Origin of the sequence: Nocardiopsis sp. Huas11 (assembly GCF_003634495.1) — a bacterium.
Taxonomy (GTDB): domain Bacteria; phylum Actinomycetota; class Actinomycetes; order Streptosporangiales; family Streptosporangiaceae; genus Nocardiopsis.
This window is the reverse complement of sequence record NZ_RBKY01000001.1, coordinates 2,277,892-2,301,121: the sequence shown is the minus strand read 5'-3', so window position 1 is coordinate 2,301,121 and position 23,230 is coordinate 2,277,892. Positions and strand designations below refer to the sequence as shown.

Here is a 23,230-nt window from a genome sequence, read left to right as displayed (position 1 = left end):
GAGCCGCGCCGCCGACCGAGTCGTCCGCCGATCCGGTCATCGGCTCACCCCCTGCGAGGTCAGGTGCCGGGCCAGCCCGTCGAGGGTCGCACGACCGACACCGCCCTCCACCTGGGGCAGCTCCAGCAACGGGTGCCCCAGGTCCGACAATCGTTCGCGCACCCGACGCTCCAGCGCGACCCGGAGCGCGTGCGCGCGCACTTCCGCCGCCAGGTTCTCGGCGAGCGGGCCGGCCTCCGCCAGCCCGGCCGCCTTGAGTCCCGCGGCCAGGTCCTCGACGTCGGGTCCGCCGTCCACGGCCGCGGCCAGGTCGGCCTCGCCCAGCAGTGGCGTGCGCACCATGTTCACCACCACCATGCCGACCGGGATCCCCAGCGCGGCCACCTCCGCCACACCGTCCCGGCACTCCTGCGCGGGCATCTCCTCCAACAGCGTCACGAAGTGCACCCGCGTCTGGCCGGAGCGGATGACCTCCATGACCTTGTCCGCGTGATTGCGGATCGGCCCGACCCTGGCCAGCCCCGCGACCTCGGAGTTCACGTTGAGGAACTGGGCGATCCGGCCGGTGGGCGGAGCGTCCATCACCACGGCGTCGTAGTGGAACGGGCCCGTCGACGGCGCTCCCGAGGGGCGCCCCCGGGCGCCGCGTCGGCGCCGGACCGCCTCGGTGGCCTTGCCGGTGAGCAGGACGTCGCGCAGTCCGGGGGCGATCGTGGTCGCGAAGTCGACCGCGCCCAGCCGGTTCAGCGCCTGTCCGGCGCGGCGCATGCCGTAGAACATCTCCAGGTACTCCAGGAGCGCGGCCTCGGCGTCCGCGGCCAGCACGAAGACCCGTCCGCCGCCGGGCACGGGGAACATCTCGCGCTCCTCGTAGGGCAACGGGGCCTCGCTGAGCAGTGTGGCGATTCCCTGACGGCCCTCGACCTCCACCAGGAGCACCCGGGCGCCGTCGGCGGCCAGGGCCGTGGCCAGGGCCGCGGCGACCGTCGTCTTACCCGTTCCGCCCTTCCCGGTGACGATGTGCAGGCGGGCACCGGCGCACGCCTGCCCCGGTCGCGGTGGTGGGTGCTCACGCTCGCTCACCTCACGGAGTCTATGCGCGCGGGCGCGGCCGGGCCGTTCACGGCCCCCGTGCGCCGCCGCGCACGATCACCCGGCCGGGGACGGCGCGCACGCGGGGGAGCGCGCGGGTCAGTAAGGTGGCGGCGTTGACGTGCGGTCTCCGGGTCCGACCCGGTGGCCGCCTACCGATGGGGGAGTACGTATGAGCAAGTGGGAGTACCAGACGGTGGCGCTGCTGTCGCACGCCACGAAGCAGATCCTCGACAACTGGGGCTCGGACGGGTGGGAGCTGGTCTCCGTCGTCCCGGCTCCGCTGCCCGAGGGCACCGACCCGCGCAACCAGCAGTACGTGGCGTACATGAAGCGGGAGCTGTGATGGCGACCCCCGAGGAGCGTGTGGCCGAGCTCGGGCTGACGCTGCCCGAGGTCGTGCCGCCGGTGGCGTCCTACACGCCGACCGTGCGCAGCGGGAACCTCGTCTACGTGTCCGGCCAGCTGCCGTTCGTCGACGGCAAGCTGCCCACGACGGGCAAGGTCGGCGCGGAGGTCACGCCCGAGACCGCCCAGGAGCTGGCGGCGCTGTGCGCGCTCAACGGCATCGCCGCGGTCAAGGCCGAGATCGGTGAGCTGTCCGGTGTGGTGCGGGTGGTGAAGCTGGGCGGTTTCGTGGCCAGCACCCCCGACTTCACCGGTCACCCGGGTGTCATCAACGGCGCCAGCGACCTGGTCGGCAAGGTGTTCGGTGACGCAGGCGTGCACGCTCGTGCCGCCGTGGGAGTGGCCGCCCTGCCGCTCGACTCCCCGGTCGAGGTCGACATGATCGTCGAGGTCGCCTGACCGGGTGCCACCGGTGACCGGCCGGTCCGGCCTGAGCCCGGACCGCGATCATGCGGACCGAGGTGGCCAGGGCCGGGGACGACCCGGTCCGGGGCCGTGTGCGAAGGTGCCCTGAGCACGCCACGCGTGCGGGGACGACGCGCTCCGTCCGCCGCGGCCGGTGCCGGTCCACCCGGGCACACCGCGCGAGCGGGGTCGCGGGCGGCGCGGGAGCGGCCGGAGGCGGTCTCGGCCCCCGTCGCCGGCACGCCGCGTGCCGCGCCCGACCCGAGGGAGGACTCGTCTATGCCCGAGCAGACCGGCCCCGTGACGCCGAGGCCCGCCGCCACCGTGATGCTGCTGCGGGAGTCCCCCGCGGTGCCGCGGGCCGAGCAAGGCCTGGAGGTCCTGCTCATGCGCAGGGTCGGGTCCATGGGGTTCGCGCCGGGCGCCTACGTCTTCCCCGGCGGCGGGGTGGACGAACGCGACGCCGACGGCGACCTGCCCTGGACCGGGCCCGGCCCGGCGGAGTGGGCGAAGACGCTGGGGACCGACGTCCCCATGGCCCGCGCGCTGGTGTGCGCCGCGGTGCGCGAGACCTTCGAGGAGACCGGCGTGCTCCTGGCCGGCGCGCCCGGTGCCGGCACGGGGGCGCCCGCGCTCGACACCACCACCGAGGACTGGGAACGGGACCGGGTGGGCCTGATCGACCGCACCCACTCCTTCACCGAGGTCCTGTCCCGGCGCGGGCTGGTCCTGCGCTCCGAGTGGCTGCGGGCCTGGTCCCGGTGGATCACCCCCAGCGCGCAGCCGCGCCGCTACGACACCTGGTTCTTCGCCGCCGAACTCCCACCCGGGCAGCGGCACCGCGACGTGGGCGGCGAAGCCGACCTGACCTGCTGGACCGACCCCGCGACCGTCGCCGAGGAGTGGAGCGGCGGCCGGATGCCGATGCTGCCGCCCACGGTGGTGGCCTGCGCGGAGCTGGCGAAGTGCCGGACCCTGGAAGGTGTACGGGCGGCTCGACGGGATATCGTCCCCTTTGAACCGGACGTTCGGGAAATCGACGGTCAGCTCCGCGTCATTGCCCCCGACGGGGCTGAGTTCCCCGTACCGAAACCCGACGCGCGATCCTGACGACCCGCGTGCCAGCGCGGGCCGCATGGTGGCGGAGAGGTCTCACAGCATGTCCTCCAGACCAGTCCGGTCTCGGCGATCGAAGCGAGGTGCGATGAGGATCGACGGTTCCGGGACACTGCGCGCCAGCTGTGTGCTGTGCCCCAACCCTGGCCCGATGACGTTGGAGGGGACCAACACCTGGATCCTGCGCGAGCCCGGCTCGCGCGGGGTCGTGGTGGTCGACCCCGGCCCCCACGACGAGCGCCACCTCGAACGGGTGGCGCGCACCGTGCAGGAGCAGGGCGCCCAGGTGCTGATGACGATCGTGACGCACCGGCACCCGGACCACTCGGAGGGCTCCCGGTACTTCGCCGAGCTGACGGGGGCGCCCGTCCACGCGGTCGACCCCGCCATGCGCTTCTCCGGCGCCGGCCTGGCCGACGGCGAGCTGCTCTCGGTCGACGGGCTGGGGATCCGGGTGGTCGGCACCCCGGGCCACACGGATGACTCGGTGTGCCTGCTGCTGGAGTCCGACAACGCCCTGCTGACGGGGGACACCGTCCTGGGCCACGGCACGCCGGTCATCGACGGGGACGACGGACTCGGCCCCTACATGGAGTCCCTCTACCGGCTCAGGGACCTGGTGCGCGAGTACCAGATCCGCACCCTGCTGCCCGGGCACGGCCCCATCCTCACGTCGCCGGCGGAGGTGCTGAACTCCTACATCGACCACCGCGAGTCGCGCCTGGAGCAGGTCCGCGACGCGGTCGGGGCGGGAGCGACCAAGGTCGAGGAGATCGTCGACCGGGTCTACCCGGACATCACGGAGCAGATCCGGTTCGCCGCGCACTCGTCGGTGCGCGCGCAGCTGCGCTACCTGGCCGACCGAGGTGAACTACCCGAGGGCATCGACGCCTGACCCGGTCGGTCCAGCGGCCGGTCCAGCGGCCGGTCCAGCGGCCGGTCCCGTTCGCTCCCCCGGCGGGAGGGGCCGCCCGGGGACCGGTCCGCTCCTCAGCAGGTGACGACCACGGTCCCGGCCTTGCGGCCGCTCTCCGCGCGCCGGTAGGCGTCGGCGAGGTCCTCCAGCGGGTGGACGCCGTCGATGACGGCCCGGATCGCGCCGGAACCGGCGAGCGCGTCCAGGTGGGCGAGCGTGTCCGGGCTCTGCCGCAGACCGGCGGTCGCGAACCGGCAGGTGCGGCCCCGGCCCCTGGCCGTCCACAGGCTGTGGACGAGCGCCGATGGGTCGGGGGCGGTGGTCATGTAGGTGCCGGTCGGTGTGAGCGCCCGGCGGGCCCGTCCGAAGGAGCTCTTGCCCGCGGCGTCGAAGAACACGTCCTGGAGGCGGTGCTCCGGAGTGCCCGGCCGGGTGGGGTCCGCCCGCGTGCGGTCGATGGTCCGCTCGGCCCCCAGGGACCGCGCGAGGTCGGCGTTGGCGGGGCCGCACACGGCCGTGACCTCGGCGCCGTAGTGCTTGGCGAGCTGTACTCCGTAACTTCCCACCGATCCGGTGGCGCCGTTGACCAGGACCTTCTGGCCCGGTCGGATCGGGCTCACGTCCCGCAGGAAGGTCAGCGCGGTCGTGGCCTCGACGATGCTCGCGGCCTCCGTATAGGGCAGGTCGCCGGTGATCCGCGCCATCGGCCGGTCCTGAGCCAGGCACAGGAATTCGGCGTGGGCGCCGAAGTCATGCGGGCTGAGCCCCAGGACGCGGTCGCCCACCGAGTACCGCCGCACGTTCGCTCCCACCGCGGCCACGTCTCCGGCGAAGGTCCCGCCCAGGACGGGGAACCGCGGCCGGACCAGGCCCGCGTACAGGCGGGCGGCGAACGGGCGGCCCGACCGGAAGGCGCAGTCGGCGGCGGTGACCGTCGTGGCGCGGACCCGGACCAGGACGTCGTCCGGCCCCGGCTCCGGTGTGGGGAGCTCGCGCGGTTCGACGATCTCGGGCGGTCCGTACGCGGGGCAGGTCATCGCTCTCATGGAGTGCCTCCTGGGGCGTCGCCCGCGGCCTCGGTGGATCCGGGGTCGTCGGGGTACTGGAAGACCTCCTCCAGCGGCGCGCCGAGCGCCCGGGAGATCTGGAAGGCCATCTCCAGCGTGGGCGAGTAGCGCCCCTTCTCGATGGCGATGACGGTCTGCCGGGTCACGCCGACGCGGTCGGCCAGTTCCGCCTGGGTCATCTCCCCGCGCGCGAAGCGCAGTTCCCGGATGCTGTTGGTGACTCTCGTCTGCTTGGCCACGGTCAAAAGCCCCTGCGGTAGGCGACGAGCTTGACGGCCGAGGACGCGACCGCGGCCGTGATGTAGGCCAGGTAGATCGTGTTGGCGATCCAGAAGTGGGGCCACTCCAAGAGCGTGAGGCCGAGCGGGACCACCGTCAGCGCGGACATGGCGACGAAGCCGACGTACTCGCCGCGGCGGTCGATCTCCTTGTCCCTCGGGTCCTTCACGTAGGCGCCCTTGGGCCACAGTGCGGCGGCCGCCATGTTGAGGGCGATCGTGGCGGCGATCGACACCCCGACGGCCACCAGCAGCGGACGCTGGTAGGCGAGGTCCGCGGGGTTCGTGTCCCCGAGCCGGGCGAGGATCGCCGCGAGGTAGCCCGCCGGCACGACGACCGCGACCGCGAGGTAGATCCAGATGCGTCTCTCCTCGAACGACATGTCCGCTCCCTTCGTGATGTCAAACATCTTTGACATCTTCGAACGTAAAGCAGCGCGGACATCGTGTCAAGGATCCTTAACATCACTGGGCAGGGCGGAGCCATGCCGGGAAGCGGGGGAGGGAGGGGCCGAGTCGGGGCCGGCGCCGGGTCCGTGACGGGAGGCGCGCCACCTGGAGCGGGCCGCTACCGGCCGCGGACAGCGCTGCGGCCGCCCACCCTTTCGGGCGAGCGGCCGCACAGCGTGATCGCTCCGGGCGGAGCGGGCGTCGGTCTAGCGGGCGCGGCGACGCATCCGCTCGACGTCGAGCAGGACGACCGCCTTGGCCTCGATCCGCAGCCAGCCGCGCAGGGCGAACTCGGCGAGCGCCTTGTTCACGGTCTCGCGGGAGGCGCCGACCAGCTGGGCGAGCTCCTCCTGGGTGAGGTCGTGGTGGACGTGCAGTCCGTCCTCGCCCTCCTTGCCGAACTTGTCGGCGAGTTCCAGCAGAGCCTTGGCCACCCGGCCGGGCACGTCGGTGAAGACCAGGTCGGCCATCACGTCGTTGGTCCGGCGCAGGCGCGCCGCCAGCGACTTCAGCAACTGCAGCGACACGTGCGGGCGGCTCGACAGGAACGGGCGCAGGTCGTCGTGACCCAGCCCCGCCAACACCGAGTCGGTCACGGCCACGGCGCTCGCGGTACGCGGGCGCGGGTCGAACAGGGAAAGCTCACCGAACATCTCGCTGGGGCCGAGCACGCCCAGTAGGTTCTCGCGGCCGTCGACGGCCGTGCGGGTCAGCTTCACCTTCCCGCTGAGGATGACGTACAGGCGGTCGCCCTCGTCACCCTCGCTGAACAGGGTCTGGCCCCGGCCGAGACGGACCTCGCTCACCGAGGCGCGCAGCCCGGCCGTGTCCTCTTCGTCCAATGCCTCGAACAGAGGGGCCTTCCGCAGCACCTCGTTGACTTCGTCCACCACACGTCCTCCTCAAACCTGACCATCAACAGTGTGACGTATATCGCACCCGGGTGTGACACCAGGTCGTTACCTCGGCTTGCCCGCCGGGAGACAACGTGTCCACTACCGCCGACGTCAGCCCATGCGATCTTAGTCCTGGTCGCTATCTATCAGGGCGATCCGCGCCGTGTCACCGGACATTGGTTACATAATCTCGGTCACCTGGGGGAAATCCTGCTGGACCACCACGGCCCGCCGTGAGGCCCGCGGGAGGAAAGTCCTCCCGTGTCGGGCACCTACCCTGTGACGATGCCCCGTGACACCCCTGACGCGCCCGTGCGGTCGTCCACCGGCGAGAGCCGACTCGCGCTGGTCCGGCGTGCCCGCAAGATGTACCGCGAACTCGTCGAGCTGTATCCCGACGCGCACTGCGAACTGAACTTCACGACCCCGCTCGAACTGCTGGTCGCGACGATCCTGTCGGCCCAGTGCACTGACAAGAGGGTCAACCTGGTCACTCCCGCGCTCTTCGCGCGCTATCCCGACGCTGAGGCCTTCGCCTCCGCCGGGCGCGAGGACCTGGAGGAGATGATCCGGTCGACCGGCTTCTTCCGGGCCAAGACCAACAGCCTCATCGGGTTGGGCCAGGCCTTGTGCGAACGGCACGGTGGCGAGGTTCCGGGGAACCTCGCCGACCTGGTCAAACTACCTGGTGTAGGACGAAAGACCGCAAACGTACTGCTCGGTAACGCCTTCGGTGTGCCCGGTATCACGGTCGACACCCACTTCGGCCGCCTCGTCCGACGGTTCCGGTGGACCGACGAGGAGGACCCCGTCAAGGTCGAGCACGCGATCGGTGAGCTCTTCCCGCCCAAGGACTGGACGATGCTCTCCCACCGCGTGGTCTGGCACGGGCGGCGCGTGTGCCACGCGCGCAGGCCCGCCTGCGGCGCCTGCGGCCTGGCCCGCTGGTGCCCGTCCTTCGGCGAGGGCCCCACCGACGAGGCGACCGCGACCAAGCTGCTCAGGATGCGCTCCTTCGCCTGAGGCGGAGGCCGCCGAACCCGTCGGCGACCGGCGGGTGGCGGCGGTTTGTACTCTGATGAACGTGAGTGTGCGCACACCGGCCCCGAGCCGCCCTCCCGGCGGCGGTCCCCCGGCCTGCCGGCGCCGCCCACCGTGAGGAAGGTCCGAGCACGAGCGGGTCCCACGGCCCGCGTACGGCGACGGGGACACGCGTGTCCTCCCGGAGTTCTCCGTCCCACGATCCGACCACCGACGGCGCGACAACCCCCGGAACAGGCTCTGCGTATGAAACCGACCCCGCTGTGGCTGGCCTCGCTCGCGGACGCCGCCACGACCATGACCGTGCCCGACCTCATGCGCCCACCGGGCCGGGGCGGCCGTGAGTCCGCGGTCCTCATCCTCTTCGGCGAGGGGCCCCAGGGCCCCGACCTGCTGCTCATCCAGCGCAACGACGGGCTGCGCCGGCACGCGGGCCAGCCCGCCTTCCCGGGCGGACGGATCGAGCCGACCGACGCCTCCCCCGAGGCGGCGGCGCTGCGGGAGGCCCAGGAGGAGACCGGCCTGGTCCCCGACGGCGTCGACGTGGTGGGCCGCATGCCCGAGCTCTACCTGCGCTTCAGCGACTTCCGCGTGGCCCCGGTCCTCGGCTGGTGGCGCGACCCCTGCGAGGTGCGGCCCACCGACACCGTCGAGGTCGCCGCGGTCTCGCGCGTGCCGATCGCGGACCTGGCCGACCCCGGCAACCGCGTCATGGTCCGCTACGGGGCCGGTCCCGGATGGGGTCCGGGCTTCCGCGTGCACGACATGCTCGTGTGGGGTTTCACCGGCACCATCGTCGACCGCCTCCTCGCCCTGGGAGGCTGGGAACTTCCCTGGCACCGCGAGGGTCTCACCGACGTGTTCGAAGCAACTCCGCAAGGCCTCAGGCCGGTCGGGTAGCGCTCACATCATGGAGGGCAATGTGCTCGACGTCGTCCTGTTCGTCCTGCTCCTGCTGTTCGCCGTCACCGGCTACCGCCAGGGGTTCATCGTCGGGGTCTTCAGCTTCGGGGGGTTCATCGGCGGGGGCGTGCTCCCCGCGCTCACCGCGCCCGAGCTCATCCGCGAGTGGGTGGGGGACACGGGCCGGCAGGCGCTGCTGGCCATCGCCGTGGTGTTCCTGTCGGCCGCCCTGGGCCAGTTCCTCGCCTCCTACCTGGGCACCATGGTGCGCAACAAGGTCACGTGGGACTCGGCGCGGGTGATCGACGCGGTGGGCGGCGCGATCGTCAGCGGGCTGTCGGTGCTGCTGGTGGCGTGGTTCATCGGCAGCACGGTGGCCAACTCGGCGCTGCCGTACGTGGCCTCACAGGTGAGGGACTCGCGGATCCTGCAGTCCGTGGACTCCCTGATGCCGGAGGCCGCCCACAACGGGTTCTCGACCTTCCGCAGGATCGTGGACCAGAGCTCCTTCCCGCAGGTGTTCAGCGGGCTCGGCACGGGGGAGCTGGCGGAGGTGGAGCCGCCGGACCCGGACGTGCTCACCACGCAGGAACTGATCGACTCCAGCCGCAGCGTGGTCAAGGTGCTGGGGACCGCGCCCGAGTGCCAGCAGCGGGTGGAGGGGACCGGCTTCGTCTACGCCGAGGACCGGATCATGACCAACGCGCACGTGGTCGCGGGCGTCACCGACGACCTGCGGGTGGTGACGCGGGACGGCTACCAGCTCGAGGCCACCCTGGTGCTCTTCGACGCCCAGCAGGACCTGGCGGTGCTGCACGTGCCCGACCTGGACCTGGAACCGCTGGCGTTCGACCACGAGGCCGCCCAGGGCGACGACGCCGTCGTGGCGGGCTTCCCGCGCAACAGCGGCTTCACGGCCGTGCCGGCCAGGGTCCGGGCCAAGCAGACGGCGCAGGGGCCGGACTTCTACCACTCACAGCAGGTGAGCCGGGAGATCTACCAGGTGCGCGCGGTGGTCCGGCCGGGCAACTCCGGCGGACCCCTGCTGGCTCCGGACGGCTCCGTCTACGGAGTGGTCTTCGCCGCCGCCACGAACGAGGACGAGACGGGCTACGTCCTGACCGCCGACGAGATCGCTGAGAACGCGCAGGCCGGTCTGACGGCCACGGAGGAGGTTTCCGCCCAGGTCTGCGAGTGACCGGAGCCGAGTGGCGCTCTCAGACGGCCCCAGGGGTCCGTGCGGTCCGGTTCCCCCCGTGCGGTGGGAACCGGAGGCGCCGGGACGGGCGTCGGGAACGGGACGGGCTTCGGGAAGGCGACGGCGCCGGATCCTCGAAGGCCTCGGGACGGGCACCGCGCCGCCGAAACGGAAACGGGCGCCTCCCCGCGAAGGGAGGCGCCCGTCATCGGTCCGGTCCTGCTCGGATCCCGGGGCGTGTGCGGCGGACACTCGGTCCCACCGCGCCGACACCCCGCTAGTTGGAGCTGGGGTCCTGCGCGTGTTTGGCCGCCAGCGGCCAGCTCATGCGCACGACCGTGCCCTGGTCGGTCGGTTCGATCCTGACCTCGTCGGCGAGTCCGGTGATGACCGCCAGGCCCAGGCCTGGGGAGAACCCGGAGATCCCGCCGGGAGGCGTGTCGCCGTCCAGGAAGAGCCCGTCGAGGATGGGCTCGTTGTGGTCGGCGGTCTCCTCCGTGTCCTTGGCCGGGGCACGGTCGGACACGATGACCTCGAAGCGCTGCGTGGCGCTTCCGTTGGCGCGCAGGGACCGGTCCGGTGTGTCGGATCCGGCCCCCGCCGTGTCCTGAACCGCGGCCGACCCGGAGGCGCCGCCATCGATCAGCTGCAGCTGGATGGGCTGTGCGGGGCAGTGGAGCTTGTGGGCCGCCACCGCCCGGGAGCAGGCCTCACCGACCGCCAGTCTGATCTCGTCGATCGCCGAGGCGGCGATGCCGGCCCGGCGTGCGACCGTCGCGGCCATGAGCCGCGCGGTGCGCACGTGGGCCGGAAGCGCGCTGATGGTGAGCGTGATGGTTGCCATCGCTCGCTCAGGGCTACTTGGAGGAACGCTTGTCAATGGCTTCCTGCACCGAGCCGTGGATGCCGAAGACCTTCGTGAGTCCGGTGATCCGGAAGATCTTCAAGATGCGCTCCTGGGTGCAGACCAGGTCGAGCGTGCCGTCGTGCGCGCGGACGCGCTTCAGGCCGCCCACCAGCACGCCGAGCCCCGTCGAGTCGAGGAACTCCACCTTCTCCATGTTGACCACGAGGTGGAAGTTGCCCTTGTTGACCAGATCGATCAGCAGCTCGCGGAGCCGGGGCGCGGTATAGACATCGATCTCACCCTCAACGACGACGATCTCGGTGTCGCCCTCGGTGTAATGATCAAGCTTCAAGTCCACTAGTCCTCCAGCGCCGAACCGCGAATTCTCGCGAATGATCTCTGCCGGGCGTTACCCCACCAGGACGCATTCAACCACGGCTGTCAGGTGTGTCTTCCTGTCCTGTACAAAAAACCGTGACTCCGCGGCACTCTTCCCTCGGATGTCACACTGAAACCGATGCGCATCAGTGTCTCCACCTTGGTCGGAGGGCGTCGAACGTGTCCAGTGAGGAGGGGTCTCGGATGAGGCGACCGGAGCCCGTGCTTCCCGGTGTGTGGCGTGACGATACCCGGTACCCGCAGGTGACCCACATCGAACACGTGGCCGCGGGCGACGGGGTCAGCGGGGAGTGGCCGGAATGGACACCGCCCCACCTGGTGGACAGCCTCGCCGAACGCGGGATCACGGGTCCGTGGTCCCACCAGGCTGCAGCCGCCGACCTCGCTCGTTCGGGCCGTGATGTGATCATAGCCACGGGTACCGCCTCGGGAAAGTCACTTGGGTTCCTTATGCCCGCTGTGGAGGCCGTTGACGCGGGTGGAACCGTGCTCTACCTCTCTCCGACCAAAGCGCTCGCCCAGGACCAGCTCCGCTGGATCAGCGAACTGGGCCTCCCGGGCCTGCGCGCGGCCGTCTACGACGGCGATACCACGGTCGAGGAGCGCTCGTGGGTGCGCGAACACGGTAATTACGTCCTCACCAATCCGGACATGCTGCACCACGGGATCCTGCCGCGCCACGGGGCGTGGTCGCGCTTCCTGCGACGGCTGCGCTACGTGGTGATCGACGAGGCGCACCGCTACCGGGGAGTGTTCGGCTCGCACGTGGCACAGATCCTGCGGCGGCTGCGCCGGGTGTGCGCCCGGTACCGGACCGAGCCGGTGTTCGTGCTCGCCTCGGCGACCTCCGGCGGCCCCGCGGAGAGCGCCACGCGGTTGACGGGGGTGCCCGTCACGGCCGTCGACGAGGACGGCTCACCGCGGCCGGGGATGTCGGTGGCGCTGGTGGAGCCGGAGCTGACCGACCTGACGGGGGAGAACGGCGCCCCGGTGCGTCGGACCGCGCCGTCGCAGGCCGCCGAAATGCTCGTTGACCTGGTACGGGACGGGGTGCGCACGCTCGTGTTCGTGCGCTCGCGGCAGGGGGCGGAGGTGGTCGCGATGACCGCCCAGCGACTGCTGTCGGAGCGCGGCGACCACACGTTGGCCGGGCGGGTGGCCGCCTACCGGGGCGGCTATCTGGCGTCGGAGCGGCGCGGCTTGGAGGAGGCGCTGCGCTCGGGTGAGCTCCTGGGGCTGGTGAGCACCAACGCGCTCGAACTGGGGGTCGACATCAGCGGGTTGGACGCCGTCCTCATCGCCGGATGGCCGGGGACGCTGGCGTCGCTGTGGCAGCAGGCGGGCCGCGCCGGGCGGCGCGGCGAGGACGCCCTGGCGGTGTTCATCGCGCGCGACGACCCGTTGGACACCTACCTCGCCCACCACCCCGAGGCTATTTTCGGACGTTCCGTGGAGGCCACGGTCCTTGACCCGGAAAACCCCCACATCCTGGGTCCGCACTTGTGCGCGGCCGCCCAGGAGCTGCCGATCACACGCGAGGACTTCGCGCTCTTCGGATCCACCACGGAGGCGCAACTGGCCGAACTCGTCTCGCGAGGACTGCTCCGCAAGCGCCCGCGGGGCTGGTTCTGGGCGAGTAATGAAAGGGCAAGTGACCTAGCCGATATTCGAGGCGCGGGCGGACCGCCGGTGCAGATCGTGGACACCGGGAGCGGGCAGCTGCTCGGCGAGATCGACGAGGCCGCCGCGCACGGCACCGTGCACCCCGGGGCGGTCTACCTCCACCAAGGGGCGACCTTTCTGGTGGCGGACCTGGATCTGGACGAGGGCGTGGCCCTGGTGCGGGCGGAGGAGCCTCCGTACAGTACGTGGGCGCGTGACACCACCGACATCACGGTCCGTTCCACACTGCGGCAGGAGGACTGGCCGAGCGGGGCGACCGTGTACTTCGGCGAGGTGGAGGTGCGCCGCCAGGTGGTGGGGTTCCTCAAGCGCGACGTGCGCACTGGCACGGTTCTGGGAGAGCAGCCCCTGGACATGCCCGAGCGGACCCTCCACACGCGGGCGGTGTGGTGGACGCTGCCCGCCGACGGCGAGGCGCGGCTGCGCAAGGAGGACGTCCCGCTGCTGGGGGCCGCGCACGCCGCGGAGCACGCCGCGATCGGCCTGCTGCCGCTCCTGGCGACCTGCGACCGCTGGGACATCGGCGGTGTGTCGACCGCCGTGCACGGGGACACCGGTCTGCTGACGGTGTTCGTCTACGACGGGTACGCGGGCGGCGCGGGTTTCGCGGACCGGGGCTACACCCAGGCGCGCGAGTGGCTGACCGCCACGCGGTCGGCGATCGCGGACTGCGAGTGCGACCAGGGCTGCCCGTCCTGCATCCAGTCCCCCAAGTGCGGGACCGGCAACGAGCCGCTGAGCAAGTCCGGCGCCCTGCGCCTGCTGGACGAGGTCCTCGCCATGGACTGACTCCGTCCACAGGCTGTGGACGGTCGGCGGCGCGCCGGGCACGGTTGTCCACAGCCGAGAGATGGGCCTTTCGCGTGGGCGCCGCCCGCCCGAACCTGGTGGGAGGGCCGGCACTCCGCCGGTCCCTCCAAGGGGGTATCCATGCGCACACACCGGCTCCTGCCATCCGACGACCACGGTATGACCACAGCCGAGTACGCCCTGTGCACGGTCTCAGCCGTCGCGTTCGCGGGCGTTCTGTACGCCATCCTCACCAGCGACACCGTCCGGGACGTCCTCACCAACCTCGTGGTCGATGCGCTCGGCTCCGGGTTCTGACCGAGGCTCCGTCACCATGGAGACCGCGATGGTGCTGCCCTCGCTCCTGCTCGTGCTCGCCCTGGCCCTGGGCGCCGTCGCCACGGCCGCCGCCCAGCTGTCCTGCGCCGACGCCGCGCGCGTGGGCGCCCGGGCCCTGGCCCGGGGCGAGAGCCACGAGCGTGCCCGCGCGCTGGCGTTGTCCGCCGCACCGGAGGGCGCGGAGGCCGACCTCACCGTCGGCGCGGACACGGCCGAGGTCACGGTCCGGGTCGAGTTCCGCGTCGGCCCGGGCCCGACCCTCCCGATCCAGGCCGAAGCCACCGCGCCACGGGAACCGGAGGTGTGACCCGTGCGCTCCGACACCGGGTCCGCCACCGTCTGGTGGGTGGCGCTCTGCGCCCTGCTGTGGTTCCTCACGCTCGCCGTGCTCATGGCGGCCTCCGTCCGGATCGACCGGGATCGGGCCACCACCGCGGCCGACCTGGCCGCGCTCGCGGCCGCCGCGCGCGCCGCGCGGGGCACGGACCACGCCTGTGCACGGGCCGGCGCCGTCGCCGAGGCCAACCGGGCCGTCCTCCAGTCCTGCGACCTCGAAGGCCCGGTCGCCGAAGTGTCGGTCTCGGTGCCCTCATCCGTGCTGGAGCGGCCCATCACGGCCAGGGCGCGCGCCGGTCCGGCCCACGCCCCCTGGGATCAGCCCCGATGCCGGTGCCGCCTGTCACCGCAAGGCCTGCGCCAGCAGGTCGGCGGCCATCGGCACGATCCCGATCAGTACGAACGCGGGCAGGAAGCACAATCCCAGCGGCGCCACCACCACGACCCCCAGCCGTTCCACCCGCGCGGTCGCCCGGGCCCGCAGCCCGCGCCGCAGATCCGCCACGTGCCGGTCGAGCAGGTCGGCCACCGGGGCTCCGGTGTCGGCCGCCCGGGCGAGGTCGCGGCCCACCGCGGCCAACGGCCCCGGCAGTGCCGAACGCCGCCAGGCCTGCTCGGGGTCGGCTCCCAGCCGGAGCCGCTCGGCCACCGCCGACAGCTCCGCTCCGAGCCGCCCGCCCACCGCACGAGCCACCGGAGGCAGACACCCCTGGACGGTCGCTCCGGCCCGGACACCGGCGGCGAGCAGACCGATCACCACGGGCAGGTCGCCCGTGACCGGCAACCGGTCGGGCCGAGCCCGACCGCGACGCGCCCGCACCCACAGGGCCGTGCACGCCCCGGCCGCCACCAGTCCGCCCACCGGGCCGAACACGGCCGCCGCCGCGGACACCACGACCGCGGCGGTCGCTGTGAGAGCGAGGGGCCGGACCGGCGGCGCGGACCGCCGCGGAGCCGGACGCATGCCGCGCAGCCGTTTCGCCCCTCCACCTCCCATCGCCACCCATGTCGCCAGCGCCCCGAAGAACACCACGACGAACTCACCCACCCGCGCCTCCTTAGCCACGTACCAGAGCCCGGCCACCCCGGCTTGTCCCGCCGTGCCGTCCGGCCTTGCCCGCCCTACCGATCGTTCTGTCTCGTACCGCCCGGTCCCGGTTCTTCTGGTCGGGCGTTCCCTGTCCTGCCGGCCCGCTCCTGTTCTCCCTGTCGAGTCCTCTGTGCCGTGCCGGCCTGTCCCGGTTCTTCCGGCCGGGTGCTCCCTGTTCTGTTGGTCGGGTCCGGACGGCGGCCCCCGCGCGGTCCGCTCCTCCTTGCCGGGCGTTCCTTGTCCTGCCGACCGGCCCCGGTGCTCTCCCTCGCCGGGCGGCCCGGGCCACGCGTCGACCGCACTCATGGCTCCGCCAGCGCGGAACGCACCATGCGCAGGGTCCACCACGCTCCGAGCAGATCCAGCGCCACACCCAGGACCAGGCACGCCAACCCCAGTGGGGTGGTGAACAGGAAGACCAGCGGGGACCCGCCGAGCCCGGACGCCATCAGCAGACCCACGAGCGGCAGTCCGCTGAGAACCATGGCCGTGGTGCGCGGGCCCGCCGTGCGCGCGATCGCCTCCGCGCGCTGCTCCTCCTGTTCGGTCAGCTCCGCGGCGAGCGTGTCCACGACGTCGGCGAGCCCCGCGCCGGTGTCCGCGGCGACCTCCCAGCACACCGCCAGATAGCTCAACCCGCGCAGGTCCGGATCGTGCCCGGCCGCGGCGCGCAGCGAGTCGGCGCCGGTCACGCCCGCCAGAGCCGGCCCGGCTTCGACGGCCGACAGGCGCAGTGCCTCCCGCGGTGGTTGCCCCGCACGTAACTCGGTGGCCAGGACGCGGCAGAGCGCGATCACCGCCTGGCGCCGCGCCGTCCCTTCACGGGCACCGGCCGACCGCATCGGCCCGCGCCCGAGGTCCGACAGCCGCTGCCGAGCGAAACGCAGCCGGTCGAGCGGATCAGCGCGCGGACGCGTATCGGGGAGCACAGCCGCCAACCTCCGGCGCTCTGCGGGCGGAACCAAGGCCAGCAGCACGAGGCCCACGATGCACGCCACCAGAAGGGTCATCGCCGATTCCCCCGACCCGTGTCCCGCCAACGACTCCCGGGGCGTGCCGTCGACGTCGGGGGTTCCGGGACGGTGACCCGGTCTGCCGCCTCCTCATTCCGGCCACGCCCGCCCGGAGCCGAAGCCGGGGTCGGAACCGGAGCCGAAGCCGGGGTCGGAACCGGAGCCGCAGCCGGAGTCGGGATCGGGGCCGGAATCAGGGCCGCCGTCCGCTGCCCCCGGTCCGGCGCGTCCCCGGGCACGGCCGCCACGTCCCTCCCGTCGGGCGGGCGGCTCCAGTCCGGTTCGCGGCCCACCCGCGAGTCCGCTCCGCCCTTCGGCGCCGATCGCTGCCCGGCCGGGGGAGCAGCCCGCCCGGACTCGGGGCCGCTCCGTGCGCTCGGCTCCCGACGCGGGGTGGAGCGGTTCCCGGTCAGGGAACATGGCCGACCCGGTTCGGGGCTGCCCGTCGCGCGCCAGGCGGAACCCAACCGGGCGTCCACATCCGCCACCGCCGGGAACTCCTGGCAGGTGCCGTCGGAAGTGAAGGCCACCGCGGGCACCGCGTGCACCAGGCCGGAGGGGTCCCGGCGCAACACGCGCAGTTCGGACAGGCGGCGCCCCCGGGCATCGCGGACCAGGTGCACCACCAGCGCCCGGGTGGCCGCCAACTGGCTGTGGACGGCGGCCCGGCCGAGACCGGCCGCGCACCCCAGCGCCTCGATCCGGGCCGGGACGTCCTCGGCGCCGTTGGCGTGGAGGGTGCCGGCGCCGCCTCCGTGGCCGGTGTTGAGAGCACCCAGGAGCGGCACGATCTCCGGGCCCCGCGCCTCGCCGACCACCAGCCGGTCCGGGCGCATCCGCAGAGCCTGGCGCACCAGGACCTCCAGGGACACCTCGCCGCTGCCCTCGATGTTGGCCGGGCGGGCCTGGAGCCGGACCACGTGCGGATGCTCCGGCCGCAGCTCGGGGGAGTCCTCGGCGAGCACGATCCGCTCACCGGGGTCCACCAGCGACAACAGTGACGACAGGACGGTCGTCTTTCCCGCTCCCGTACCGCCGCTCACCAGGAACGGTGCGCGTGCGGCCACCAGCGCGCGCAGGAGAGCGGCGCCTCGCGGGGCCAGTGTTCCGCGTGCTGCCAGGTCGTCCAGGCCGAAGACCCGCCTGGGCGGTAGTCGCAGGGAGACACAGGCTCCGTCCGGAGCCACCGGGGGCAAAACGGCGTGCAGGCGGGCACCGCCCGGCAGGCGGGCGTCCACGTAGGGCACTGCGGCGTCGAGTCGGCGACCCGCCTGCGCGGCCAGGCGCTGGGCCAGGCGTCGGACCTCGTCCGGGGAACCGAACCGCACGTCCGCGCGGTGCAGGCCCTCCCCGTCGTCCACCCACACCTCGTCGGGACCGTTGACGAGGATGTCGGTGACCCCGCAGGTCATCAGCTCCTCCAACGGGCCCGCTCCGGACAGTTCGGCGGCCAGCCGACGTGTCAGGGACAGCAGTTCGGTGTCGCCCAGGACCCCGCCGTCCGCGCGCAGCGCGGCGGCGACGGCGGCCGGGGTCACGGGCTCTCCCGACGCCACCAACCGGTCGCGGACCGTCTCCGCCACGCGGACCGCGCGGGAGCTCATCGCGCGTCCCGCACGCGGGACAGCTCCGCCACGGCGCGGTCGGCGAACCGGGCCAGGGGCGAGCGCCGCTGCCGTGCCGGGGCCCGGCCCGCGGCCAGGTCACGGTCCAGCCCCGGCTCGTCCGGCAGGTCCGCGCCCAGGGGCAGGCCCAGCGTCCCGGCCACGGCGTCGGCGGTCAGTCCGCCGTGCGCGCCGCGCACCACGACCTGGACCGATGCTGACTCCTCCGCCAGCCAGGGCACCAGCCGTGCCGCGGCCACCACGGAGGGGACGTCGGCGGGCACCACCACGTACACGAGGTCCGAACGGTTGAGGAAGACGGCCGAGGCCGGGGAGGGACAGCGGGGCAGGTCCGCGACCACGAGGTCGGTTCCGTGCCGGGCGGAGGCCAGGACCGCCCGGGCCGCGCCCACGGGCAGCGAACCCGCCCTGGCCGGTTCCATGCGGCGCGTCCAGGTCAGGACGGACACCCGGGACGTGCCCGGCAGCCCCTCGCGCAGGTCACGCCAGTGCACCCGGCCGTGGCGGACGAGGAGGTCGCCCCACCCCGTCCGGCCCCCTGGCCCGGGAGGGCTGTCGTCGCATCCCAGGTAGAGGTCGGATCCGCAGCCCAGGGGGTCGGTGTCGAGCAGGGCGGTGGAGCGGCCGGCCCGCTCACCCGCCAGGGCGAGGGCGACCCCGAGCAGGCTGGACCCCGCGCCGCCGCGGCCACCGACGACCGACACGGTGGGCGCCGGAGGGCGGGCGGGGGCGTCGGCCCGGGACAGGAGCCCGGCGAGGGCGGACTCGTCCCGGGGCAACAGGAGCGACGAGGCCTCGGAACCCGGCGGCGCGCCGGTGGCGGTCCCCGTCCCGCCGGTGGCGCGTCCCACCACGACGAGGCGGGGATGCGGAGGAGGGTCGGCCGTGCTCAGTGCGGCGCGCAGGTCCGCGCCGACCACCGCCAGCGGCGCGTGGCTCCAGGAACGCAGTGCCTGGTCCACGGTGCGGGCGACGTTCACCTCCGTGGAGGCGGCCGAGGCCAGTCGGAGGAGATCGTCGAGGAGAGCGGGGTCGGCGGTGGCGATGAGGGGGCGGGTGCGAACGTCCAAGGCGGTCTCCGGAGGCGGGAAGTCGTACTTCCGACCATCGGTGACGTCGGCGCGTCGCGAAAGGCCTCATGTCGATCTGTGGATAACTCCGGGGCCTCTCACACGAAGTCACGAACACGCAGGACACGAAGCCGTAGGGCGCACGAAGCCGCGGGGGCGGGACCCTCGGCAGGAGGTTGCTCGGGACGAGGCCGCGAGCGTGTCGGAACGTGGTCGCTCGGATGAAGCCGGAGGGCACGGGGCCACGAACACGGAGGGCACGGGCTCGCACGAAGCCCCGTAGAGCAGGGCACGAAGCCGGAGGGCACGGGTTCGCACGAAGCCCCGCAGAGCAGGGCACGAAACCGGAAAACACGGGAGGCGCGGAGACACGAAAGCGCCCGGCATGAAGCCGCGGGCGCGGGTTCCCACCCGACGGGCGGGATACGCGTACGGGGGCGAACGCGCATCCCCGCCCGACAGGCGAGAGGAGCGGACATGGAGACGGTCTCGCAGGGGGAGGGAGACCGTCGATCGCGTCCGGTCCCGGGGGGAGAGGACCGGGCCCACTCACTGGAAGGGCACGTCGGCGCCGAAGCACCGACCACCATCGAAAGACCTGGTCACGCACACGTCCACGCGGGAGCGGCGGCGCTTCTGCGACAGGGGGCCGTGGGAACGCGATCGTGTCGCGAGCTCCGGCCGCCCGACTTCGGCAGTGTGGCGAGCACCGTTCCCTCGTGGAACGCCGGAACCGACGCTACCACGGCATCCTCGTATCGGTTCGGGAATCGGAACGGAAAACTTGGGCCAACTACCTTTTCGGGACGGCCGCCCGGGCGTAGAAAGAAAGCAGTAGGTGGCGAAGACCCACCCCGACTCGGCATCCGGGAACCCACGCGCCTCCTGGCCGCGTAAGGCCTGTCTAGGCCGGGCACGTCGCTATCGTGCCAGGTCAGACTATGAGAACGGACGCCTGTTAGCCCGGTCGGACGAGTCGGAAGCGGCGCCTTGAGAGCTTCTCTCGGGCGCCGTTCGCCATGCATGTGCAGATGCAGGCGCCTATCCGAAACATTGCGCGATGGACGAGCGTGATCGAAATGATATCGTTCGCGCCGACTACTGGTCGGTAATTGAACGAGTTCACGAACTCGGTGCCATTCCGTTGAACACGCGCCAGGGCGCTCAGCCGCGTTTGAGCGCCTCACACGTGGCAAGGGAGTCCTGTGCGCCGGCCCGCACGGCGCGGCAGCAGTACACCACCCACGCCGCCACCCCGTCGGGAGTGCCGCCCATGTACCCGCGCAGCGCCGGACCGTACTCGTCCTTCAGCGTCTGGTGCCCCAGCTCCGAGGTCACCAGGGACTTCGGGTCCAGGCCGCGCTCCACCAGGGTCAACCGCTCCGCCGCGCGCGCCACCAGCCCGTCGCCCCACCCGAACGGGCGGATCGACATCAGCTCGCCGTGCACCAGCGCCGACGTCACCAGCGCGGGCACCGACGTCCGCGCGCCCAGCAGCGCGTACAGGCCCTCCAACCGCGTCAGCGCCACCGACGGAGCCGGCGCGGGGCCCAGCTCCAGCGGGTCCTCGACCCGCTCGCCCTCCAGTCGGGGCCGGCCCAGGGCGTCGTCCGCCACCGCGTCGGCCGCCACCAGGGTGTGCATCCGGGCCAGTGCCTGCCGCGGCGCCTTGGGCCAGGTGTCCACCAGCGTTCCCAGCTCACTGGACACGCGCAGCGCGCCCTTGATCCGGGTGTCGTACACGTGCCCGTCCCGGATCTCGTCCATCGACACCTCGGCGCCCTCCAGGGCCGCCGAAGCGCACGCGCCGCGCAGGGAGGACTCCATCGACACGTCGCTGCTGCGACGGCGCAGGATGCGGTGGCCCAGGAGCTTGTCGACCAGGGCACGGGTCTCGGCGACCGCGTCGCTCACACCGGGCAGTCCGGCGATGCGCGCCAGCGGGTCGGGCAGGGAGTCAGAAGTCGGTTCGCTCACGGAGAACAACACTACGCGCCGGTAACCAGGAGAGCCGACACCGACTCCGCCGCGTTCCCGACCAGGTGGGAACCGACCGCTCGTCGCGGGTCGCCGACCGTTCGCCGTCCGTTCGTCGCTCGCCCGGAGGTCCCCGCCGCTGGACCGCCGCCCAGCTGTTCACGCGGTATGGACCACATGATTAATTGGGTGTCATCCGCCAACGTAAGGAGAATCACAGTGGCTGACAGCACTCCCCCGAGCCAGGAGACACTGTCCAACCTTCTCCACGAGACCCGCAGTTACCCCCCGCCCGCCGAACTCGCGGCGCAGGCCAACGTCAAGGCCGACGCCTACGAGGTCGCCGCCGCGGACCGCCTCGGCTTCTGGGAGGAGCAGGCGCGACGGCTTCAGTGGGAGCAGCCCTGGGACACGGTCCTGGACTGGAACCCGCCGTTCGCCAAGTGGTTCGACGGTGGCCGGATCAACGCCTCGGTCAACTGCGTGGACCGGCACGTCGACGCCGGTCTGGGCGAGCGGGTCGCCCTCCAGTGGGAGGGCGAGCCGGGCGACACCCGCGCCATCACCTACGCCGAGCTCAAGGACATGGTCTCCCAGGCGGCCAACGCCCTGACCCAGCTCGGTGTGGCCAAGGGCGACCGCGTCGCCATCTACATGCCGATGATCCCCGAGACGGTCGTGGCGATGCTCGCCTGCGCGCGGATCGGCGCCGTCCACATGGTCGTCTTCGGCGGATTCTCCGTCGACGCGCTCGGCTCGCGCCTGGACGACAGCCAGGCCAAGCTCGTCATCACCGCCGACGGCGGCTACCGGCGCGGCAAGGCCAGCGCGCTCAAGCCCGCCGTGGACGGAGCCGTGGCCGACCGCCCCGCCGTCGAGAATGTCCTCGTCGTCCGCCGCACCGGCCAGGACGTGGAGTGGACCGACCGCGACGTGTGGTGGCACGAGGTCGTGGAGACCCAGAGCACCGAGCACACGCCCGAGGCCCACGACGCCGAGCACCCGCTGTACATCATGTACACCAGCGGCACCACGGCCAAGCCCAAGGGCATCCTGCACACCACGGGCGGCTACCTCACCCAGGTGTCCTACACCCACTGGGCGGTGTTCGACCTCAAGCCGGAGACGGACGTGTACTGGTGCGCCGCCGACATCGGCTGGGTGACCGGGCACTCCTACATCGTCTACGGCCCGCTCTCCAACGCCGCCACCGTCGTCATGTACGAGGGCACCCCGGACACCCCGCACCGCGGGCGCTTCTGGGAGATCATCGAGAAGTACAAGGTCACCATCGCCTACATGGCGCCCACGGCGATCCGCACCTTCATGAAGTGGGGCGACGAGATCCCCGCGAAGTACGACCTGTCCAGCCTGCGCGTCATCGGGTCGGTCGGCGAGCCCATCAACCCCGAGGCCTACGTCTGGTACCGGGAGAACATCGGCGGCGGCAGCACCCCCGTGGTCGACACCTGGTGGCAGACCGAGACCGGCGCCATCATGGTCAGCCCCCTGCCGGGCGTGACCTCCGGCAAGCCGGGCGCCGCGATGCGGGCCGTCCCCGGCGTGGTGGCCGACGTCGTGGACGAGAGCGGAGCGTCCGTGCCCGACGGCGACGGCGGCTTCATCGTCATCCGCGAGCCGTGGCCGTCCATGCTCCGCGGTATCTGGGGCGACCCCGAGCGCTACAAGGACACCTACTGGTCGCGCTTCGAGGGCCTGTACTTCCCCGGTGACGGTGCCAAGAAGGACGCGGACGGCGACATGTGGCTGCTCGGCCGCGTGGACGACGTCATGCTCATCTCCGGCCACAACATCTCCACCACCGAGGTCGAGTCCGCCCTGGTCTCGCACCCCCGGGTCGCGGAGGCCGCGGTCGTGGGCGCCACCGACAAGGTGACCGGCCAGGCCATCGTCGGCTTCGTGATCCTGCGCGGCGGCGGGGAGGAGGTCCCCGAGGACCTCGTCCAGGAGCTGCGCAACCACGTGGGCACCTCGCTCGGGCCCATCGCCAAGCCGGCGCGCCTGCTGGCCGTGCCCGAGCTGCCCAAGACCCGCTCCGGCAAGATCATGCGTCGCCTGCTGCGCGACATCGCCGAGAACCGGGCGATCGGTGACACCTCCACGCTCACCGACTCCTCGATCATGGACGTGATCGCCAAGCAGCTGCCCTCCGCCTCGACGGGCGACTGAGCGGCCGGCCCCGGTCGGACACCCGGCGGGGGCCGCGCCCACGGCACGCGGCGGCGTCCCGGTCCCCGGCTCGGGGCCGGGACGCCGCCGTTCGTGTACGAA

Annotated in this window: 22 protein-coding genes and 2 pseudogenes; 12 read left to right on the top strand and 12 right to left on the bottom strand. The window is 72.5% G+C overall.

The features are described 5' to 3' along the window. Window positions 1–36 precede the first annotated feature (36 nt). Window positions 37–1,083, bottom strand: coding sequence for an ArsA-related P-loop ATPase (locus DFP74_RS10235; protein ID WP_121181476.1), 1,047 nt, complete (start codon window positions 1,081–1,083; stop codon window positions 37–39). A gap of 181 nt (window positions 1,084–1,264) precedes the next feature. Between DFP74_RS10235 and DFP74_RS10230 the strand changes: the two genes are divergently transcribed. The 4 genes from DFP74_RS10230 (at window position 1,265) to DFP74_RS10215 (ending at window position 3,916) form a co-directional block, all read left to right on the top strand. Next, window positions 1,265–1,438, top strand: coding sequence for a DUF4177 domain-containing protein (locus tag DFP74_RS10230; RefSeq protein WP_073381827.1), 174 nt, complete (start codon window positions 1,265–1,267; stop codon window positions 1,436–1,438). Continuing rightward, window positions 1,438–1,899 carry a RidA family protein gene (locus tag DFP74_RS10225; RefSeq protein WP_121181475.1) on the top strand — a complete coding sequence of 154 codons (462 nt, stop codon included), beginning with the start codon at window positions 1,438–1,440 and terminating at the stop codon, window positions 1,897–1,899. The genes DFP74_RS10230 and DFP74_RS10225 overlap by 1 nt, the downstream gene beginning before the upstream one ends. Before the next feature lie 285 nt (window positions 1,900–2,184). Then, a complete protein-coding gene (locus DFP74_RS10220) occupies window positions 2,185–3,015 on the top strand; it encodes an NUDIX hydrolase (RefSeq protein WP_121181474.1) in 831 nt (276 codons plus the stop codon). Between the two features lie 94 nt (window positions 3,016–3,109). Further along, window positions 3,110–3,916: an MBL fold metallo-hydrolase gene (locus tag DFP74_RS10215; RefSeq protein ID WP_121181473.1), complete on the top strand. Its 807-nt coding sequence runs from the start codon at window positions 3,110–3,112 to the stop codon at window positions 3,914–3,916. 95 nt (window positions 3,917–4,011) lie between these two features. On the opposite strand, the gene DFP74_RS10210 is transcribed toward DFP74_RS10215, so the two are convergent. From DFP74_RS10210 to DFP74_RS10195, 4 genes are all read right to left on the bottom strand, one after another. Beyond that, a complete protein-coding gene (locus DFP74_RS10210; RefSeq protein ID WP_121181472.1) occupies window positions 4,012–4,983 on the bottom strand; it encodes an NAD(P)-dependent alcohol dehydrogenase in 972 nt (323 codons plus the stop codon). Further along, entirely contained in the window at window positions 4,980–5,243 is a 264-nt protein-coding gene (locus DFP74_RS10205) for a helix-turn-helix transcriptional regulator (RefSeq protein ID WP_121181471.1), read from the bottom strand. The genes DFP74_RS10210 and DFP74_RS10205 overlap by 4 nt, the downstream gene beginning before the upstream one ends. A gap of 2 nt (window positions 5,244–5,245) precedes the next feature. Next, a complete protein-coding gene (locus DFP74_RS10200; protein WP_199725585.1) occupies window positions 5,246–5,692 on the bottom strand; it encodes a hypothetical protein in 447 nt (148 codons plus the stop codon). 246 nt (window positions 5,693–5,938) lie between these two features. Next, the gene (locus DFP74_RS10195) at window positions 5,939–6,625 is read right to left on the bottom strand and encodes a Crp/Fnr family transcriptional regulator (RefSeq protein ID WP_082376582.1); all 687 of its coding nucleotides are present in this window, start codon (window positions 6,623–6,625) and stop codon (window positions 5,939–5,941) included. 288 nt (window positions 6,626–6,913) lie between these two features. Between DFP74_RS10195 and nth the strand changes: the two genes are divergently transcribed. The 3 genes from nth (at window position 6,914) to DFP74_RS10180 (ending at window position 9,770) form a co-directional block, all read left to right on the top strand. Then, window positions 6,914–7,651, top strand: a complete 738-nt coding sequence (gene nth, locus DFP74_RS10190; protein ID WP_199725582.1) for an endonuclease III — start codon at window positions 6,914–6,916, stop codon at window positions 7,649–7,651. A 264-nt stretch (window positions 7,652–7,915) separates the two neighbouring features. Beyond that, entirely contained in the window at window positions 7,916–8,569 is a 654-nt protein-coding gene (locus DFP74_RS10185) for a CoA pyrophosphatase (protein ID WP_121181469.1), read from the top strand. Between the two features lie 22 nt (window positions 8,570–8,591). Beyond that, complete coding sequence (locus DFP74_RS10180; protein ID WP_121181468.1) at window positions 8,592–9,770, top strand: MarP family serine protease; 1,179 nt, start codon at window positions 8,592–8,594, stop codon at window positions 9,768–9,770. A gap of 277 nt (window positions 9,771–10,047) precedes the next feature. Here the strand turns inward: DFP74_RS10180 and DFP74_RS10175 are convergent, their stop codons facing one another. Together DFP74_RS10175 and DFP74_RS10170 are read right to left on the bottom strand one after the other, a co-directional pair. After that, the gene (locus DFP74_RS10175; RefSeq protein WP_121181467.1) at window positions 10,048–10,614 is read right to left on the bottom strand and encodes an ATP-binding protein; all 567 of its coding nucleotides are present in this window, start codon (window positions 10,612–10,614) and stop codon (window positions 10,048–10,050) included. Between the two features lie 13 nt (window positions 10,615–10,627). After that, entirely contained in the window at window positions 10,628–10,975 is a 348-nt protein-coding gene (locus tag DFP74_RS10170) for an STAS domain-containing protein (protein WP_026117083.1), read from the bottom strand. A 224-nt stretch (window positions 10,976–11,199) separates the two neighbouring features. Here DFP74_RS10170 and DFP74_RS10165 point away from each other — a divergent pair, with 224 nt between their 5' ends. From DFP74_RS10165 to DFP74_RS10150, 4 genes and pseudogenes are all read left to right on the top strand, one after another. Then, window positions 11,200–13,488, top strand: coding sequence for a DEAD/DEAH box helicase (locus DFP74_RS10165; protein ID WP_199725580.1), 2,289 nt, complete (start codon window positions 11,200–11,202; stop codon window positions 13,486–13,488). Window positions 13,489–13,629: 141 nt separating this feature from the next. After that, the gene (locus tag DFP74_RS10160) at window positions 13,630–13,806 is read left to right on the top strand and encodes a DUF4244 domain-containing protein (RefSeq protein WP_121181466.1); all 177 of its coding nucleotides are present in this window, start codon (window positions 13,630–13,632) and stop codon (window positions 13,804–13,806) included. Between the two features lie 16 nt (window positions 13,807–13,822). Continuing rightward, complete coding sequence (locus DFP74_RS10155; protein WP_255499423.1) at window positions 13,823–14,134, top strand: TadE family type IV pilus minor pilin; 312 nt, start codon at window positions 13,823–13,825, stop codon at window positions 14,132–14,134. 3 nt (window positions 14,135–14,137) lie between these two features. Beyond that, window positions 14,138–14,452: pseudogene (locus DFP74_RS10150) on the top strand (Rv3654c family TadE-like protein); the annotation flags it as partial. A gap of 54 nt (window positions 14,453–14,506) precedes the next feature. On the opposite strand, the gene DFP74_RS10145 reads toward DFP74_RS10150, so the two are convergent. The 5 genes and pseudogenes from DFP74_RS10145 to DFP74_RS10125 form a co-directional block, all read right to left on the bottom strand. After that, a complete protein-coding gene (locus DFP74_RS10145; protein WP_121188159.1) occupies window positions 14,507–15,160 on the bottom strand; it encodes a type II secretion system F family protein in 654 nt (217 codons plus the stop codon). Window positions 15,161–15,555: 395 nt separating this feature from the next. Next, window positions 15,556–16,263, bottom strand: coding sequence for a type II secretion system F family protein (locus DFP74_RS10140; RefSeq protein WP_121181465.1), 708 nt, complete (start codon window positions 16,261–16,263; stop codon window positions 15,556–15,558). A 452-nt stretch (window positions 16,264–16,715) separates the two neighbouring features. Next, window positions 16,716–17,870, bottom strand: a pseudogene (locus tag DFP74_RS10135) (TadA family conjugal transfer-associated ATPase); the annotation flags it as partial. Then, complete coding sequence (gene ssd, locus DFP74_RS10130; protein WP_121181464.1) at window positions 17,867–18,961, bottom strand: septum site-determining protein Ssd; 1,095 nt, start codon at window positions 18,959–18,961, stop codon at window positions 17,867–17,869. The gene ssd and the pseudogene DFP74_RS10135, both read right to left, overlap by 4 nt. A gap of 1,164 nt (window positions 18,962–20,125) precedes the next feature. Beyond that, window positions 20,126–20,938 carry an oxidoreductase gene (locus DFP74_RS10125; protein ID WP_121188158.1) on the bottom strand — a complete coding sequence of 271 codons (813 nt, stop codon included), beginning with the start codon at window positions 20,936–20,938 and terminating at the stop codon, window positions 20,126–20,128. A 219-nt stretch (window positions 20,939–21,157) separates the two neighbouring features. Here DFP74_RS10125 and acs point away from each other — a divergent pair, with 219 nt between their 5' ends. Next, window positions 21,158–23,128, top strand: a complete 1,971-nt coding sequence (gene acs / locus DFP74_RS10120) for an acetate--CoA ligase (RefSeq protein ID WP_121181463.1) — start codon at window positions 21,158–21,160, stop codon at window positions 23,126–23,128. The last annotated feature ends 102 nt before the right edge of the window (window positions 23,129–23,230 follow it).

Coding starts and splice junctions, on each gene's coding strand:
- DFP74_RS10145 (WP_121188159.1), bottom strand. CDS start 15,160: ATGGGAGGTGGAGGGGCGAAACGGCTGCGCGGCATGCGTCCGGCTCCG.
- DFP74_RS10175 (WP_121181467.1), bottom strand. CDS start 10,614: ATGGCAACCATCACGCTCACCATCAGCGCGCTTCCGGCCCACGTGCGC.
- DFP74_RS10160 (WP_121181466.1), top strand. CDS start 13,630: ATGCGCACACACCGGCTCCTGCCATCCGACGACCACGGTATGACCACA.
- nth (WP_199725582.1), top strand. CDS start 6,914: ATGCCCCGTGACACCCCTGACGCGCCCGTGCGGTCGTCCACCGGCGAG.
- DFP74_RS10215 (WP_121181473.1), top strand. CDS start 3,110: ATGAGGATCGACGGTTCCGGGACACTGCGCGCCAGCTGTGTGCTGTGC.
- DFP74_RS10230 (WP_073381827.1), top strand. CDS start 1,265: ATGAGCAAGTGGGAGTACCAGACGGTGGCGCTGCTGTCGCACGCCACG.
- DFP74_RS10210 (WP_121181472.1), bottom strand. CDS start 4,983: ATGAGAGCGATGACCTGCCCCGCGTACGGACCGCCCGAGATCGTCGAA.
- DFP74_RS10220 (WP_121181474.1), top strand. CDS start 2,185: ATGCCCGAGCAGACCGGCCCCGTGACGCCGAGGCCCGCCGCCACCGTG.
- DFP74_RS10155 (WP_255499423.1), top strand. CDS start 13,823: ATGGAGACCGCGATGGTGCTGCCCTCGCTCCTGCTCGTGCTCGCCCTG.
- DFP74_RS10140 (WP_121181465.1), bottom strand. CDS start 16,263: ATGACCCTTCTGGTGGCGTGCATCGTGGGCCTCGTGCTGCTGGCCTTG.
- DFP74_RS10200 (WP_199725585.1), bottom strand. CDS start 5,692: ATGTTTGACATCACGAAGGGAGCGGACATGTCGTTCGAGGAGAGACGC.
- DFP74_RS10185 (WP_121181469.1), top strand. CDS start 7,916: ATGAAACCGACCCCGCTGTGGCTGGCCTCGCTCGCGGACGCCGCCACG.
- DFP74_RS10165 (WP_199725580.1), top strand. CDS start 11,200: ATGAGGCGACCGGAGCCCGTGCTTCCCGGTGTGTGGCGTGACGATACC.
- DFP74_RS10225 (WP_121181475.1), top strand. CDS start 1,438: ATGGCGACCCCCGAGGAGCGTGTGGCCGAGCTCGGGCTGACGCTGCCC.